Origin of the sequence: Cryobacterium sp. Y57 (genome assembly GCF_002929505.1) — a bacterium.
Lineage (GTDB): Bacteria > Actinomycetota > Actinomycetes > Actinomycetales > Microbacteriaceae > Cryobacterium.
The window spans coordinates 1-17,386 of record NZ_PJJL01000062.1; the positions used below are offsets into that span (position 1 = coordinate 1).

A 17,386-nucleotide genomic window follows, 5' to 3' on the forward strand; every position below is an offset into this window, starting at 1 on the left:
GTGGCTCAAAGGCCAGAGCATGGGCAGCGGCCAATGCCCGGTGAAGAAATATAATCGGCAACTGCGCGACCTGATTGCCGTTGGCAAAGCCAAGCCGTCGTGGATCGTTTCGCACGAGGTCCCGCTCAGTAAAGCCGTGGATGCCTACAAGAACTTCGGCGACCGCAACGACGGGTGGACCAAAGTCATCCTCAAGCCCTAATAGGGCACCGTTGAACGAACTCGCCGCAGCGCGATCAACCCTCGGACTCAACGAGTGAGGGCGTGAACTCGAGTTCGGATAGTAATCCACACCGAAAGCGCAACCAGCACACGCTCTAACTTGGGCGCTGAGTTCGGCGGGGTGGCACTTGCGAGTGCCGCCCCGCGTTCAGCGCGGCGCCGGTGCAGCAGCCTACGTGGATGCCGGCGCGGTCGCCAACCCGGCCGGCCCCTCCGTGAGCAGGGTTCGAAATTCGTCGGCGTCGAGGATTCGGATGCCGAAGGCTTCGGCCTTGCCCAGTTTCGATCCGGCGCCGGGCCCGGCTGCCACGAAGTCGGTGTTCTTGGACACGCTCGATGCGCTTTTACCGCCGGCGGCGATGATCGCCTCCTGCGCGCCCTCCCGGGTGAAGCCCTCGAGTGATCCGGTGGCCACGACGGTCAGCCCCGCGAGCACTCCCCCGGCGGCCTCGGCCGCGCCCGGACCGGGGTGGCCCGGGGTGGCGAACTGCACTCCGGCCGCGGCCCACTGGGTGACGATATCTTCGTGCCAGTCCACCACGAACCAGGCGAGCACTGCGTCGGCGATGATGCCGCCAACCCCGTCGACGCCGGCGAGTTCTTCGCGGGTCGCCGCACGAACGGCGTCGAGTGAGCCGAAGTGGTTGGCCAGTGCCCGGGCGGCGACCGGGCCGACATGACGGATGTTCAGGCTCACCAGAATGCGCCACAGCGGCTTCGTCTTGGCCTTCTCGATCTCGGCCAGGAGCTTGAGCGCGCTGGAGGACGGCTGCAGGCCGGTCAGACCCTGCTTCTTTTCGGCCGGACTCGGATTGCGACAGAACGGCATACGAATTTTCGCAACCCCATCGTCTTCCTTCGGCAAGCCCGTTTCGGCGTCGCGCACGATCACCTGGATCGGCAACAGGTCGGCAAGTTTCAGGGCGAACAAGCCGGCCTCGGTCGACAGCGGCGGGTCGGCCGGCACGGTCGGCTGGGTGAGCGCAGAAGCGGCGACCTCGCCGAGCACCTCGATGTCGAGCCCCCCACGGCTGCCGATGTGTTCGACTCGGCCGCGTACCTGCGCGGGGCAGCTGCGCGCGTTTGGGCAGCGCAGGTCGATGTCGCCCTCTTTGGCCGGGGCCAGCGGGGTGCCGCATTCCGGGCAGTTCTGGGGCATGACGAATTCGCGTTCGGTGCCGTCGCGCAGTTCGACGACCGGGCCCAGCACCTCGGGAATGACGTCACCGGCCTTCCGCAGCACGATCGTGTCGCCGATCAGGACCCCCTTGGCCTTGACGACGTCCTGGTTGTGCAGTGTCGCCTGGCGTACCTCGCTGCCGGCCACGAGTACTTTCTGCATGACCGCGAAGGGGGTGGCGCGGCCGGTGCGGCCGACACTCACGACGATATCGAGCAGTTTCGTGTTGACCTGCTCCGGCGGGTATTTGTAGGCGATTGCCCAGCGCGGCGCCCGATTGGTGGCGCCAAGCTCGGCGTGCAGGGCGAGCTCATCGAGTTTGATGACGATGCCATCGAGCTCGTGCACGACGCTGCCGCGGTGCGCTCCGTAATACTCGATGAACTCAGCCGCCTCGGCGACCGACGGGACCACGCGAAAGTAGCTGCTGGTCGGCAGCCCCCAACCGTGGAGCAGGCCGTAGACCTCGGACTGGGTCTGCACGGGCGGGTTCTCCCAGGCGCCGATGCCGTGAACGAGCATGCGCAGCCGACCCAGGCGCGCCTTCATGAGGCGCAGCTGGTCCGCGTTCTTGCCGGAGGCTTTCTGCCGCAACGACCCGGCCGCAGCGTTGCGAGCGTTGGCGAACATCCGCTCGCCGGCCGCGGACTGCGCCGCGTTCAGCTCGTCGAACGCGACCGTCGGAAAGAACACCTCTCCGCGCACCTCCATGAGTGATGGATGCCCGGTGCCAGCCAGGCGACTCGGGATGCCGGGTACGAGGTCGATGTTCTCGGTCACGTCTTCGCCGACGACCCCGTCGCCGCGGGTCGCCGCGGAGACGAGCACTCCATTGGCGTAGCGCAGGTTGATGGCGAGGCCGTCGATCTTGAGTTCGCACAGGTAGTGCACCGCGCGGCCGGAGTTTTCCGCGGCTTTGCGAGCCCAGGCGTCGAATTCTTCGAGGGAGAAAACGTTGTCGAGGCTGAGCATGCGTTCGGCGTGTGTCACCGGGTCGAACAGGGTGACTTCGGCTCGACCGCCGACCGTTTGGGTAGGGCTGTCCTGGCTCGCCAGCTCGGGATGCAATCGCTCGAGTTCGTCGAGGCGTTGAACCAGCCGGTCGTACTCGGCGTCGGAGATAATGACGGTGTCGCGCTCGTAATAGGCGTCACGGGCGGCAAGCACGCGGGTGGTGATATCGGCAGCCTCGGCCGCTGCGGCACTCAGCGCGTCGGGTGTGGTGGCAACAACGGACTCAGGCATTGACCGGGACGGGGCTGGCCGAAGCGGTGGGGACAGTAGCGGTGGAAACAGAAGCGGTGGGAACAGAAGCGGTGGGGACAGTGTCGGTGGAAACAGAAGCGGTGACAGCAACCGGAACGGCGCTGACGGTGCGGTCGATGGTGCATTGGCCGAGCACCCGGGTGCCGACGTACACCACGGCGGTCTGCCCGGGGGCGACGCCAGCCAGCGGCTCGTTCGGAATGATGCGCAACTCGACCGAGTCGAGGACTCCGGTCACCGCGGTGGTCGAGACGACCTGGGCTACCGCAGGTACCGGGTCGGCGTGGGCGCGGATCTGCACATGGCAGGGGAACGCGACATCTGGATGTTCGGGGGCAAGCCCCGCCCAGGTGTACTTGTTGCCGGCGATCTCCTTGATGGCGAGCGCCTCCTTCGGACCGACGACGACCGTGTTGGTGATCGGGCGCACCTCAAGCACGAAGCGCGGCTTGCCGTCGGCGGCCGGAGTGCCGATCGACAGCCCCTTGCGCTGGCCGACGGTGAACGCGACGGCGCCGTCGTGCTGGCCGAGGGTGTTGCCTTCCCGGTCGAGGATATTACCGGTCACTGGGGCGACGCGTTCGCCGAGCCAGCCCTTGGTGTCGCCGTCGGGGATGAAGCAGATGTCGTAGGAATCGGGCTTGTTGGCCACCGAGAAGCCGCGTTCGGCCGCTTCGGCGCGCACCTCGGCCTTGGTCGGCGTGGCGCCGAGCGGAAACATGGAGTGGTTGATCTGGTCGGCGGTGAGCACACCGAGCACGTAGGACTGGTCTTTCGCCCAGGCGGCCGCGCGGTGTAGTTCCTTGTTGCCATCGGCATCCGTCAGGATGCTCGCGTAGTGGCCGGTGCAGACGGCGTCGAAGCCGAGGGCCATGGCCTTTTCAAGCAGGGCGGCGAACTTGATCTTCTCATTGCAGCGCATGCAGGGGTTCGGCGTGCGGCCGGCGGCGTACTCGGCAATGAAGTCGTCGACGACGTCGAGTTTGAAGCGTTCCGAGAAGTCCCAGACATAGTAGGGAATGCCCATGATATTGGCGGCACGCTGGGCATCCATCGAATCTTCCACCGTGCAGCAGCCACGACTGCCGGTGCGCAGTGTGCCCGGCATCCGGCTCAGCGCCAGATGCACGCCAACCACCTCGTGTCCAGCTTCGACCGCACGTGCGGCTGCGACGGCGGAATCAACACCGCCACTCATTGCTGCTAAAACCTTCACTCAACGAGTGTACGCGGAGTGCCCGTTTGAGCAAACGTCAGCCCGTCAGTGCCCGGGCACCCGATCGGCCAGACCGGCAACGAGCGCCTGGGCGTGGGCTGCGGGCAGAGCCGCGAGCAGCGCGTCGACGTCCGCGTCCGTCGACGTATGGCCGAGGGTGATGCGCAGGGCACCGCGGGACTCGACCTCGCTGCGTCCCATCGCCCGCAGCACGTGCGAGGGTTCCGGCACCCCGGCCTGGCAGGCTGATCCGGTCGACACCGACACCCCGGCGGCGTCGAGCAGGAACAACAGCGAGTCGCCCTCGCAGCCGGGAAAGCTGAAGTGGGCGTTGCCCGGCAGCCGGGTGGTCGGGTCGCCGTTGAGTACGGCGCCGGGAGCGACCCGCGCGACACCGGCAATGACCCGGTCGCGCAGCGCCGCCAGACGAACAGTTTTGACTCCTCCCGCCCCTTCTGGCTGCCGGGCCGCCCGCTGCTCAACGGTGATGGCGGATGCCGCTACGGCGAACGAGACCGCCGCCGCGACATCCTGGGTGCCGCTACGCACCTTGCGCTGCTGGCCGCCGCCGTGAATGAGTGGCTCGACGGTCGTCGCCCGGCCGAGCACGAGCGCGCCGATGCCGACCGGGCCGCCGACCTTGTGCGCCGATACGCTCAGCGCCGACACACCTGCAGCGGCGAGCGTGCGAAAGTCGACCGGAACGTAACCGTAGGCGGCGACAGCGTCGACGTGCACCGGGATGCCGTTGGCGGCGGCGAGCGCCGCCACCTCGGCGACGGGTTCGAGGGTACCGACCTCATTGTTGGCCATGATCACACTCACCAGCGCAACGTCCAGGGGATCACGCGCAATGGCATCCGCCAGCGCGCCAAGGTCGATGCGTCCCTCATGATCGAGCGGAATCCACTCGACGATGGCCCCGTCGTGCTGCGCGAGCCACTCCACCGTGTCGAGGGTCGCGTGGTGTTCGCCGCCGGGTACCAAAATGCGCCGGCGCGGGGCGCGGGCCCAAAACAAGCCCTTGATGCCGAGGTTGATCGCCTCGGTGCCGCTTCCGGTGAAGACGACTTCGATCGGATCGCAGGCGAGACTGGTGGCCACGATCTCGCGCGATTCTTCGAGCATCCGTTTGGCATTCTGGCCCTGGCTGTGCACCGAGGCGGGGTTACCGACGACGCTCATCGCTTCGGCGTAGGCGGCAATAGCGGCGGGGAGCATCGGCGTGGTCGCCGCGTGATCCAGATAGACAACCATGCCTGCCATTTTACAGTCGAGCGGATGCCGGTGGTCGTCACCCTCCCCCACACTGATTACTCTTGAATCCATGAGTTCCACCGATCCCCTGCGCAACCTCGGTGTGCGACTAACTAGCGCCGGCGGCGAACTCCGCGTCTGGGCCGAACATGCCGACGCCATGGACCTGTGTCTGTTCGACGAGATCGACCCGAACTGGATCATCAAAAGCGTACCAATGACGCAGGATGCGCACGGTGTGTGGTCCGGCAAATCGCGCACGCTGTCACCGGGGCGCCGGTACGGCATCCGAGTGTCGGGTCCGGCCAGCGCACAGAATTCTTTTCACCCCGAGAAGACTCTGATCGAACCGTATTCACGTGGTCTGGTTCGGGTCGGCGCCGGATTGTGGCAGTCCTCGGTGGTCGACGACGATTTCGATTGGAACGGCGCCGAGAAACCGGGCACGGCCCTCGATCACACCGTGGTCTACGAGGCGCACGTGCGCGGCCTCAGCCGGATGAACCCGCTGGTTCCGGCTGCGCTGCGGGGCACCTACGCCGGTCTCGCCCACGAATCCACGATCGCCTACCTGAAGGACCTCGGCGTGACCGCGGTTGAACTCTTGCCGGTGCAGGCGTTCGTGTCGGAGCAGCGCCTGATCAAACAGGGCCTGATCAACTATTGGGGGTACAACACCCTCAATTTCTTTTCCCCGCACGCCGACTACGCCACCCAGGCTGCCCAGTCCGCCGGGCCGGCAGCGGTGCTGCGCGAGTTCAAGGGCATGGTCAAGCTGCTGCACGAGGCAGGGCTCGAAGTCATCCTCGACGTCGTCTACAACCACACCGCCGAAGAGGGTCGGAACGGCCCCGTTACGAGTTTGCGCGGCATCGACAATGCAGGCTATTACCGGCAGGATGAGTCCGGTGCCTACATCGACGTGACCGGCTGTGGCAATACGGTCAACTTCAGCCACGACGTGCCGAAACGGCTCGTGCTCGATTCGCTGCGCTACTGGGCCAACGATGTGCAGATCGACGGGTTCCGCTTCGATCTGGCGGCGACGCTCGGCCGCGACGGCGGCGTCGTCTACGACCCGGAGCATCCGCTGCTCACCGAGATTCGCGACGACCCGGAGCTGGCCGGCGTGAAGCTCATCGCAGAGCCGTGGGATGTCGGCCAGGGCGGCTGGCAGACCGGCAATTTTCCGCCCGGCTGGACCGAGTGGAACGACCGCTACCGCGACCGCATGCGCGACTTCTGGCTTTCGGATATGAAGAGCCTGCGCCTAAGCGGCTCAGCCGGCAGCGGGATCGGACGGTTCGCGACCCGGGTCGCCGGTTCCTCGAACACGTTCTCCCAGAAGCGCGGCCCACTCGCCTCGCTCAACTTCATTACCGCGCACGACGGGTTCACCCTCGCCGATCTGACCGCGTACGACGTGAAACACAACCTCGGCAACGGCGAGTCGAACCGGGACGGCACCGACAACAACAGCTCGTACAACCACGGGGTGGAGGGGCCGACTCGCGACGTAGCCATACTGGCCACCCGCCGCAAGGCCATGCGCAACCTGCTCGGCACTCTGCTCCTGTCGGCCGGCATCCCCATGCTCACCGCCGGCGATGAGTTCGGGCGCAGCCAGCGGGGCAACAACAACGCCTACTGCCAGGACAGCGAGCTGACCTGGCTGAACTGGGATTTCGACGACTGGCAGCAGGACCTGCACCGGGTCACTCGCCGCCTGCTGCAGCTGCGCCGGGAGAACCCGGCGTTGCGTCCGGTGCACTTCGGACGGTTCGGCGAAACCACGCCCAGTGCCAGCCAGCTGGACTGGTACAACATCGCTGGCGAGGTACTCACCGGCGATGCCTGGAACTCGCCGACCGAGCGCACTCTGCAGTACATGGCGGCGTCGACCCCCGAGCATGAAGCGTTCAATCGCATCCTGCTCGTGATCAACGCGCGGGAGCACGACGAGACGGTCACCCTGCCCAGGCATGAGGGAGTGGATGCGTATACGTTGCTCTGGGATTCCAGTCACGACGACCTGCGCGACTCGGTCATCGAGCACGCACCGGGCACTTCCCTGTTCGTTCCGGGTGCCTCGATGCAGCTTATGCGCGCGCACGGCGCGCTCGTGCCGCGCCGTACGCCCCGTGCCTGAGCGAGTCAGGGCCGTCTAACTTGCGACGGCGACCAGCCCCATTTCGGCGGGGCTGGTGAGCAGGTCATTCTTCGGAACGACGCGCACGGTATAACCGAACGTTCCGGCCCGGTCGAGTTCGACCGTTCCTGTGAACAGGGTGGCACCGCCGGCCGGTGCTTCTTTCACCAGTGCCGGTTCGAGCGCCTGAGTGGCCACATCGCGCAGTTCGTCGGTGCCGAGGCTCTTACCGTAGACAACTTCGACGGTCACGTCGTCAGCGACGAGTCCGCCGAGCTGCACGTGCGCGCGCAGGTGCAGGTCATCACCCACTTCTGGCACCGACGAAACGCCGCCCGATTCGACGTGGGTCACCGCGACCTGCGGCCAGGCCGAGACGATCCGCCCTTTCCAGGCCGCCAGTTCGCGGGCCGCGCGGTAGTTGTTCGCCGACATGAGCGCTTCGTAGTGCCCGGCCGGGCGATATAGACGTTGCACATATTCACTGACCATACGGTCAGCGGACAGTGCGGGCGACAGGGAACTGAGGGTGTGCCGGATATTTGACACCCATCGTTCGGGTACGTCGTCGCCGTTGCGTTCATAGAACATCGGGGCGACCTGGTGTTCGATCAGGTCGTACAGCGCCTCGGCTTCGAGCCGGTCCCGTTCGGCGGAGTCGCCGGCCGAATCGGCCGACGGAATTGCCCATCCGTTCTTGCCGTCATAGTATTCCGGCCACCAGCCGTCAAGAATCGACAGGTTGAGGGCGCCGTTCAAGGCCGCCTTCATGCCACTCGTGCCGCAGGCTTCGAGCGGGCGGAGTGGATTGTTGAGCCAGACATCCGTTCCCGGATACATGAGCTGGGCCATCGCAATGTTGTAGTCGGGGAGAAAAGCGATGCGCGTGCGCAGGGCCGGATCCGCCGCGAACTGCACGATCTTCTGGATCAGTCGTTTGCCCTCCTCATCGGCGGGGTGTGACTTGCCGGCGATGACGATCTGAATCGGATGCTCCGGGTGCAACAGCAGGGCGCGCAGACGTTCAGGGTCGTGCAGCATCAGGGTCAGGCGCTTGTACGTAGGAACGCGGCGGGCGAAACCGATGGTCAGCACGTTCGGGTCGAACACCCGGCCCATCCAGGCCGGGGGGATGCCGCCCAGGTTCTGGTCGCGCCAAGCATTATGCAGACGGCGGCGGGCATCCGCGACGAACTGCAGGCGCATCTGCCCGCGCACCGACCACAGGTCCTGGTCGGACACATCAGGGGAGGCCCAGTTCGCCGTCGAGGTGTCGCTTGTGCCGAGCTTCGCGTTGGCGAGGCTCTTCAGCGCCGGGTCGGTCCAGCTCTGCGCGTGGACACCGTTTGTGATCGACGTAATCGGCACATCCGCTGAATCAAAGCCAGGCCAGAGCCCGTTAAACATTCTGCGACTGACCTCACCGTGCAGGGTCGACACGCCGTTGGCGTGCTGGCCGAGGCGTAATCCCATGACGGCCATGTTGAACACCTCGGAGGAGCCGCCGGAGTAACTCTCCGCTCCGAGCGCGAGCAGGTCTTCCACGTCGACGCCGGGCAGCAGATCGGTGCCGAAGTAGCGCCGCACGAGGGAACGCTCGAAGCGGTCGATGCCAGCGGCGACCGGAGTGTGGGTGGTGAAGACGGTTCCGGCACGGGCCACCTGCAGGGCTTCCTGAAAGTTCAGGCCCTCGCCGATCAGGCTGGAGATGCGCTCGAGGCCGAGGAACCCGGCGTGGCCCTCGTTGGTGTGGAACACGTCGGGCTCTGGCAGTCCGTGCAGCGAGCTCCACAGCTTCACAGCGCGGGCACCGCCGATGCCCAGCAGGAGTTCCTGCAGCAACCGGTGTTCGCCGCCGCCGCCGTACAGGCGGTCGGTGACCAGGCGCAGGTCGTCAGCATTCTCGGGAATGTCGGCGTCGAGCAGCAACAGGCGAACCCGACCCACCTTGGCCTGCCAAACGCGGGCATGCAGGGTGCGGTCGTCGGGCAGGGCGAGGGACACCTGCACGGCCGAACCGTCGGCTCGGCGCAGCACGGCGAGCGGCAGCCCGTCGGGGTCGAGCAGCGGGTAGCTTTCCATCTGCCAGCCGTCAGGCGAGATGGCCTGGCTGAAGTAACCGGCGCGATAGAACAGCCCCACGCCCACCAGCGGCAGGCCAAGATCGGACGCGCTCTTGAGGTGGTCACCGGCCAGAATTCCCAATCCCCCCGAATACTGCGGCAGGGCAGCGGCGATGCCGAACTCCGGTGAGAAATACGCGATCGCAGCCGGTTTTTCGCCCTCGAGTCCCTGGTACCAGCGTGGTTGATCGAGATAATCGCGCAAGCCGTTTCTGGTGGAATCAACCTGCGCCACGTAGTCGTGGTCCTGCGCCAGCTCGTCGAGGCGACGTGGATCGACGGCACCGAGCAGGGCGACCGGATCGGCACCGATCTCGCGCCACAGCTCAGGGGCGATGCGCTCGAACAACTGCCGAGTGGGTTCATGCCACGACCAGCGGAGATTGCCGGCAAGCTCCTCGAGAGCCGCGAGCGGCCCGGGGAGAACGGCACGGACAGTAAATTTGCGGATGGCCTTCACGAGGTCAACCTTAGGGGTGCCGGGTGACTAATCTGTGACACCGCGATCAACGCGCGCGGGCACGCCCGACGGAATCGTCGCGCGCGGGCACGCCCGACGGAAAGGGAGCGCCACGGCTACTGTTCACGCTACGGTCATGGTGTGGCCAAGACAGCAGCGAAAAAGACGATCCAGCCGGCAGCATCGAGCACTGCTCGCACGAGCGTGCCTGCGGATGCCGCGGCGGGGAGCGGTTTCACCACTTCCATGGGTCGCATCCCGGTTCTTGACCTGTCTCCTCAGCTGGACGACAATCGCTGGCCGGTCCGCGCCTTCGTCGGCGAAGTTGTGCCGTTTGGCGCGACCGCTTTTCGCGAGGGGCACGACCTCATCGGTGTCGACCTGCAGCTCACGGCGCCGGATGGCAGCACGACGCGGCATCCGATGGTGCTGCAGGCCGACGGCACCGACCGCTACGGCATCGAGGCGCAGCTCGGCGTCCCGGGTCACTGGCAGTATCGGGTGCGCGCGTACGCCGACGACTTCGCGACCTGGGAACACAACGCGGCGATCAAGATACCGGCGGGCATCGACGTCGAGCTCATGTTCACCATCGGCGGGGTTCTCCTGGCACAGGCCGGCCGTGATACCGGCCGCCCCATCGCCGCCCGTCGTGTGTTCCAGGCCGCGGCCCTAGCGCTCGCCAACACCGGCAAGTCGGCTACGGAGCGTTTTCTCGCGGTAGCGGATGCCGCGTTGCGGCAGGCCATCGCGGCTCGCCCCCTCGCTGGCCTGGCCTCCTTCTCGGCCGAACGCACGATCATCGTCGAACGCGCAAGGGCCGGTGTCGGTGCCTGGTACGAATTCTTCCCACGCTCTGAGGGCGCCGTTCGCCGCGCCGACGGCAGCTGGAAAAGCGGAACCTTTCGCACCGCAGCCAAACGACTGCCCGCCGTGGCCGCCATGGGCTTCGATGTGCTCTACCTGCCTCCGATCCACCCCATCGGACAAGCCTTCCGCAAGGGCCCGAACAATTCGCTCACCGTTGCCCCCGGCGACCCGGGGTCACCCTGGGCCATCGGCTCATCTGACGGCGGCCACGGCGCCATCCACCCCGACCTCGGTACCGTCGCCGATTTCAGCTTTTTTCTGAAGAAGGCCGCCTCCCTCGGCATCGAACTCGCTCTCGACTTCGCCTTGCAGGCCTCCCCCGATCATCCCTGGGTGAAGGAGCACCCGGAGTGGTTCACGACCCTGCCCGACGACACCATCGCCTTCGCGGAGAACCCACCGAAAAAATACCAGGACATCTACCCGATCAATTTCGACAACGATCCCGCCGGCATCCGCGCCGAGGCGCTGCGATTGCTGCGCTATTGGATCAGCCTCGGCGTGCGCATCTTTCGCGTGGACAACCCGCACACCAAGCCGCTCGACTTCTGGGAGTGGCTTATCGCCGAGGTCAATGCCACCGACCCCGACGTAGTGTTTCTGGCCGAGGCATTCACCCGTCCAGCTCTTATGCAGGCCCTCGGCAAGGTCGGCTTTCAGCAGTCGTACACCTATTTCACTTGGCGCAACACGAAGAAAGAGCTCGAGGAGTTCTTCGACGGTCTCGCCACCGACACCCCCGACTTTCTGCGCCCGAACCTGTTTGTGAACACTCCCGATATCCTCACCGAGTATCTGCAGTTCGGCGGCCCGGCGGCGTTCAAGATTCGGGCGGCGCTCGCCGCCACGGCCGCGCCGAGCTGGGGGGTCTATGCCGGTTTCGACCTGTTCGAAAACGTCGCTCGGCCGGGTGCCGAAGAGAGCATCGACAACGAGAAGTACGAGTACCGGCCGCGGGACTGGAACACGGCCGAGGAGCTCGGAAAATCCCTCGCGCCCTACATCACGCTGCTCAACCGCATCCGCTTGGAGCATCCCGCGCTGGGCCAGCTGCGCAACCTCGACATTCACTCGAGCGACGATGACGCGATCCTCGTCTACAGCAAATTTCTGGGCGCTGCCTTCACCGGAACGGGTCAAGCGGATGCCCTCATCATCGTCGCCAACGTCGACCCGCACTCGGTGCGCCAAACGGTGGTGCACCTCGACGTGACCCGGTTCGGCATTGCCCGCGGCGACAACTTCGACGTGCACGACCTCGTCTCCGGCGTCACCTGGACCTGGTCGTCCGATAACTTCGTGCGTCTGGACGCTTTCACCGAACCGGTGCATATTCTGCATGTCACGCCACACGATCCGACCCGGGCACGCGCATGAGCGGCGGCAAAGACAAAAACGCACAGCATCAGAAACACGACACCACGAGCACGAAGGGTCAGGGAAAGAACATCGACGGCAAGAAGGCACAGTCCCCCAAATCCAGGCCCAAGAAGATCCAAAAGCCTGCGGCCCCGATCGAACCGGTGCCCGACCACGTGCTCGAGGCCGTCGCTGCCGGCCGCTATTACAACCCGCATGAAGTTCTGGGCCAACACCTCGCCAACGAAGACTCAGTGTCAGACCCGGTCGTCATCATGCGGGCACTGCGTCCCCTCGCCACCGAGGTGTTCGCCATTCTCGCTAACGGATCGCGCGTCGAGCTGACCCACCTCGCCTACGGCATCTGGCAGGGCGAGAGCATCGTCGGGCTCAGCGATTACACGATCGACGCCCGCTACGAGAACGCCCCGCCCTGGATTTGTGATGACCCGTATCGGTTCATCCCGACGCTCGGCGAACTGGACCTGCACCTGATCGGTGAGGGTCGCCACGAGCGGCTCTGGGACGTGCTCGGGGCCCACCACCGCCAGCACCAGGGTGTCACGGCATCATCCACCGGTACCTCCTTCGCGGTGTGGGCCCCGCACGCCCGCGCCGCCCGGGTGATCGGCGACTTCAACGGCTGGAACGGCGTCACCCACGCCATGCGCAATATGGGCAGCACCGGCGTCTGGGAGCTGTTCATTCCGGGCCTCGCACTCGGCGCCAACTACAAGTTCCAGCTGCTCGCGCAATCCGGCGACTGGGTCGAGAAGGCCGATCCGATGGCCCGGCTCGCCGAGGTACCACCGCAGACCGCGTCGATCGTCACCGAATCGCACCATGAGTGGTCGGATGCCGCCTGGCTCGCCAATCGCACGGCCAACGATCCCCACAACCAGGCTATGAGTGTCTACGAGATGCACGTCGGTTCCTGGCGGCCTGGTCTCGGGTACCGCGAGTTGGCCGATGAGCTGGTCGGGTACCTGCTGGAGCTGAGTTTCACACACGTGGAATTCATGCCGCTGGCTGAGCATCCATTTGGTGGCTCCTGGGGCTATCAGGTGAGCGGATATTATGCGCCGACCAGCCGGTTCGGCTCCCCCGACGACCTGCGCTACCTGATCGACCGGCTACACCAGGCTGGCATCGGCGTGATCATGGACTGGGTTCCCGGCCATTTTCCCAAGGACGATTTCGCCCTGGCCCGCTTCGACGGCCAGGCCCTCTACGAACACCCGGACCCGCGCCGCGGGGAACAACTGGACTGGGGCACCTACATCTTCGATTTCGGCCAGATGCAGGTACGCAACTTTCTCGTGGCCAATGCACTGTACTGGCTCGAAGAATTCCACATCGATGCGCTGCGTGTCGACGCGGTCGCCTCCATGCTCTACCTCGACTACTCGCGTGAGGCCGGACAGTGGGAGCCGAATAAGTACGGCGGCAACGAGAACCTCGAGGCCATCAGCCTGCTGCAGGAGATCACCGCTACGGCGTACAAGCGCAACCCGGGCACGATCATGATCGCCGAAGAATCCACGAACTGGGGCGGGGTGACGGCGCAGACCAGCGGCGGCGGGCTCGGCTTCGGCTTCAAGTGGAACATGGGCTGGATGCACGACTCACTCGAGTATATGCAGGTCGACCCGATGTACCGCTCGTACCACCACAATGACATCACGTTCTCGTTCATCTACGCCTTCAGCGAGAATTTTCTGCTGCCGATCAGCCATGACGAGGTCGTGCACGGCAAGGGCGCCCTGGTCTCGAAGATGCCCGGTGATTCCTGGCAGCAGCTGGCCAACGTGCGCGCCTACCTTGCTTTCATGTGGGCGCACCCGGGCAAGCAACTGTTGTTCATGGGAAGCGAGTTCGGTCAGCGCTCGGAGTGGAGCGAGGACCGCGGACTGGACTGGTGGATGCTCGACCAGCCGGCGCACCGCGGCCTGTTCAACCTGGTCGCCCAGCTCAACCGGGTCTACCGCGATAATGCCAGCCTATGGAGCCGAGACAATGACCCCGGCGGCTTCGAGCTACTCGACGGCGGAGCCGCCGGCCAGAACGTCGTGTCGTTTCTGCGCTGGGACAACCACGGCGTTCCGGTCGCCTGCTTCTTCAACTTTGCCGGGCATCCGCATACCGACTACCGAGTCGGCCTGCCGTTCGCCGGGCAGTGGGAGGAGATTCTCAACACGGATGCCGCCGACTTCGGTGGATCCGGCGTGGGAAACCAGGGCGCCGTGGAAGCCTACAACGAGCCGTGGGCCGGTCGCCCGGCATCGGCAACCCTGACCCTGCCTCCCCTCGCTGGCTTATGGTTGCGCCTTCGCCGCTAATCGCATCATGTTCGAGCGTGACTGGCCGGTACGACTGAGCCAGCCGCCACTGGGCGCACCCGGGCGCACTCGGGCGCACTCGGGAAATCAGTACAGGAGGGCGGTCAGACGCGAACGGGTGGGGGGAACCCGTGGATCGTCCTGACCGACGACCTCGAACAGCTCGAGAAGGCGCTCACGGATCGTGTTGCGGCCGGCTGCGGGCTGTGCCGGAAAGAGTCCCAGCAGGCGATCGAAGGCGTCCTCGATGTGACCTCCGGAGAGGTCGAGGTCGGCCACCAGCAATTGCGCGTCGAGATCGTCGGGGGCGGATGCTGCGCCATTGCGAATCTGATCGATGCTCTTGCCCTGCAGCCGGGCAAGCAGACTCACCTGCGCCAGACCGGCAACGGCCATCGTGTCGTTCGGGTTCTGCGCCAGTGCGGTGCGGTATTCACTCTGGGCGGTGGCGTAGTCGCCGGCCTCGATGGCCGTGTACGCCTCCAGGTGGTGCGGCGGCAGAGGCTCCGGGGTCGCGACAACCGGTTCGGCGTCCGCGCCTGAGGCCTGAGCCGTGCCTGTCACACCCTGTTGCGCTGCGAGCTCCAGAACGCGACCGAGCACCTCGATGATCTTTTCCTCACCGAGTGGGCCGTTGAAAAGCTGTACCGGCTGACCGGTGATGACGGCGGCGACCGTCGGCACGGACTGGGCCTGGAATGCCTGTGCGAGCTGCGGATTCGAGTCGATATCAACGCGGGCCAGGACGAACTTGCCAGCGAAGCCCACAACGATCTTCTCCAACACAACCATGAGCTGTGTCGAAGGTTCGCTCCGGGATGCCCACAGCCCGACGACCACGGGAACGCGCGAAGACAAGTCGAGCAGTTCGCCGAAATTGGCGTCCGTACCCTCAAGAACAAGGCTCGGAAGGGCGACGGTACCGGAGGGTGCCGCAGTACCGCCGGCGATGGATGCACCAGCATCGGCCGCCGGGGTTGTTCCCGCCGGGGCACGGTTCACGAGCGAGGAGAGGTCCACCGCTCCGCGCAGGTTCGATCCGAAAGGGGGCATATTCGTCATGGAAGCTCCGCCGATGTGATGAGGCCCTGGGCAAAGCCCAGAAGCACGATTTTTTCGCTCGAACCAGCCGTGGGTACGTAGAACAGCAGTTGGTCGCGGTAGGTGTTTTGAAAGCCCTTGGCCGTAGTGGTGATGCCCGATAGCGCCTTCGTGGCGAGCGCATCGGCGGCCGGGCCCACCGTGGCCCCGGCATCGACCGGTTTGACCGTTTCAGTCTCCGTCATACTGACCGCCACGATGCTGCCGGAGTCGTTGGTCGCGAGGGCTACTGCTTCGTCGGTGCCCGCAGAAGCCGCGAATTCGATCGAAGCGGTCGACGGCAGAGCAGCGACCTTGGCCGCGTTCAGGTCAGCGACCTGAACGCGAAAATTATCCCCTTCGCTCTCGAACAGGCCGAACGAGGGGCTCGCCTCGCCCTGCAGCAGGATGTCGGCATAGGCGGCGGCCAATTCGTTCGGCGGCAGCAACAACAACTTGTTGTCGGGAGCGATGGCGGGGGCACCGACGATGGCGGGCGCCACCTTCGGGACGTGCGCCGACTGCTCCAGCGCGAACAGATACTGCACGTGATAGTTCGTGCGGGGCGATTCCTGCTTGAGGATGACCGCCATGGTCGGAATGCTGGGATCGTTTTCGTCCTGGATTACGGTCATGACAACACGAGGCCAGGAGTTCGTCTGCTGCGGCAGCGTGAACGTGAGCGGTGCACCCGCCAGGGCAACCGGCGGGGCTACTGCCGCATCGACGGCACGAATCTTGTAGTTGGCCAGTCGTTGTTCCAGCGCCGGGCCGGTGAATCGCGTCGCAATAGTCTCTGCATTCAGGTTCGTATCGGCGTCCGCGCTGAGCAGCGCAATTTCGCTCATGATCGTTTCCAACTGGGAGACAGTGACAGCGGGCGGCGGCAGTTCGGCGGCGGCTTCGACAGAATCGGTGGGCTGAGGCGTTGGCGTTGGCGTCGCCGTGGCCGTGCTGGCCGTGCTGAAATCAGGCCACAGGTCGGCCGAACAGCCGCTCAGCGCCAGCCCGGAGACCACGATCATGGGAACGATGGCCACGCGCCGGGCGATTCCCCGCCGCGACGTCGTGATCTGACTGGCTTTGATCGCCTTCGGACGCGGCGCACGCGGTAAACGCGGCATTCGGGGACCGCGGGGCACATTGCGACGCGGCCTGCGAGAGCGACGCAGATGCAGCAGAGCCAATACGTATAACACCAGTCCGGCCAATAGCAGTACGGCACCACCAGCGAGCAGCGGGCCGGCCCACGGGGTGGAATTATCGGACGCCCACGACAAACGGATGCTGGACGGTGCCGGTTCGATCCCGTCCGACGCGACGAGCACGGACATACCTTCCGGCAGGGTCAGCGTAGTTGTCACGGACTTCGTGCCGGTGTACTCCTCGAGCCACAAGTCCGACCCGGCTGGATTCACGATCGCGGAGGCGACATCCGCTGGGGCGGCAGCACCCGATGTGCCCTCGGCAGTATCGGCGGTTGCGGCGTCGGTGACGGTGGAGGTGAGTTCGCCTGTTTTTTCGCTGAGGCCGACGGTGGCGTACGCGTCGTCCGCAATCCACGCGGCGACGTCTTCCGAACGGCCGTAGGCGAGGAAGATGGCGCCATCTCCGCGCACGTTGATGGTCTGGCTGCCCGTCGACGCTGCCAGCGCGCTCGGATCTATCACGGTGTACTTCGTGTCGCCGGCGACGGAAGAAGCGAGGGACGTAAAAGCGGGTTCCAGAAGGATCGTTCGCTGTGCAATGCCGAGAACGATCATCACGGCAGCAAGCACGAAGGCCACGATGGCAAGAACAAAACGCACGGATCACCCTTCAGCTTGTGTGCTGGTTGGTATTATTCAGTCACTTTGGCTGACTCC

General features: G+C 65.4%; 9 protein-coding genes and 1 pseudogene. 4 read left to right on the forward strand and 6 right to left on the reverse strand.

The annotated features are described in order from the left end of the window. A pseudogene (locus tag CXY72_RS06445) lies at window positions 1–202 on the forward strand (aldehyde dehydrogenase); the annotation flags it as partial. A gap of 192 nt (window positions 203–394) precedes the next feature. Here CXY72_RS06445 and ligA read toward each other — a convergent pair. From ligA to CXY72_RS06460, 3 genes are all read right to left on the reverse strand, one after another. Next, window positions 395–2,647: an NAD-dependent DNA ligase LigA gene (gene ligA, locus CXY72_RS06450; protein WP_104126875.1), complete on the reverse strand. Its 2,253-nt coding sequence runs from the start codon at window positions 2,645–2,647 to the stop codon at window positions 395–397. Further along, window positions 2,640–3,866 (reverse strand): tRNA 2-thiouridine(34) synthase MnmA, encoded by a 1,227-nt coding sequence (gene mnmA / locus CXY72_RS06455; RefSeq protein ID WP_104126876.1) that lies wholly within the window; start codon window positions 3,864–3,866, stop codon window positions 2,640–2,642. Before mnmA ends, ligA begins: the two co-directional genes overlap by 8 nt. A gap of 63 nt (window positions 3,867–3,929) precedes the next feature. Next, window positions 3,930–5,141, reverse strand: coding sequence for a cysteine desulfurase family protein (locus tag CXY72_RS06460; RefSeq protein WP_104126877.1), 1,212 nt, complete (start codon window positions 5,139–5,141; stop codon window positions 3,930–3,932). Between the two features lie 70 nt (window positions 5,142–5,211). On the opposite strand from CXY72_RS06460, the gene glgX reads away from it, so the two are divergent. Next, entirely contained in the window at window positions 5,212–7,290 is a 2,079-nt protein-coding gene (gene glgX / locus CXY72_RS06465; RefSeq protein WP_104126878.1) for a glycogen debranching protein GlgX, read from the forward strand. Between the two features lie 15 nt (window positions 7,291–7,305). On the opposite strand, the gene glgP is transcribed toward glgX, so the two are convergent. Continuing rightward, a complete protein-coding gene (gene glgP, locus CXY72_RS06470) occupies window positions 7,306–9,873 on the reverse strand; it encodes an alpha-glucan family phosphorylase (RefSeq protein ID WP_104126879.1) in 2,568 nt (855 codons plus the stop codon). 246 nt (window positions 9,874–10,119) lie between these two features. On the opposite strand from glgP, the gene CXY72_RS06475 reads away from it, so the two are divergent. Both CXY72_RS06475 and glgB read left to right on the forward strand, forming a co-directional pair. Continuing rightward, a complete protein-coding gene (locus CXY72_RS06475) occupies window positions 10,120–12,120 on the forward strand; it encodes an alpha-1,4-glucan--maltose-1-phosphate maltosyltransferase (RefSeq protein WP_104126880.1) in 2,001 nt (666 codons plus the stop codon). After that, complete coding sequence (gene glgB, locus CXY72_RS06480; RefSeq protein WP_104126881.1) at window positions 12,117–14,441, forward strand: 1,4-alpha-glucan branching protein GlgB; 2,325 nt, start codon at window positions 12,117–12,119, stop codon at window positions 14,439–14,441. Before CXY72_RS06475 ends, glgB begins: the two co-directional genes overlap by 4 nt. An 87-nt stretch (window positions 14,442–14,528) precedes the next feature. Here the strand turns inward: glgB and CXY72_RS06485 are convergent, their stop codons facing one another. Next, window positions 14,529–15,503, reverse strand: coding sequence for a tetratricopeptide repeat protein (locus CXY72_RS06485; protein ID WP_104126882.1), 975 nt, complete (start codon window positions 15,501–15,503; stop codon window positions 14,529–14,531). Next, on the reverse strand, window positions 15,500–17,329 hold the full coding sequence (locus CXY72_RS06490; RefSeq protein ID WP_104126883.1) for a hypothetical protein: 1,830 nt from the start codon (window positions 17,327–17,329) through the stop codon (window positions 15,500–15,502). The genes CXY72_RS06485 and CXY72_RS06490 overlap by 4 nt, the downstream gene beginning before the upstream one ends. Between the last annotated feature and the right edge of the window lie 57 nt (window positions 17,330–17,386).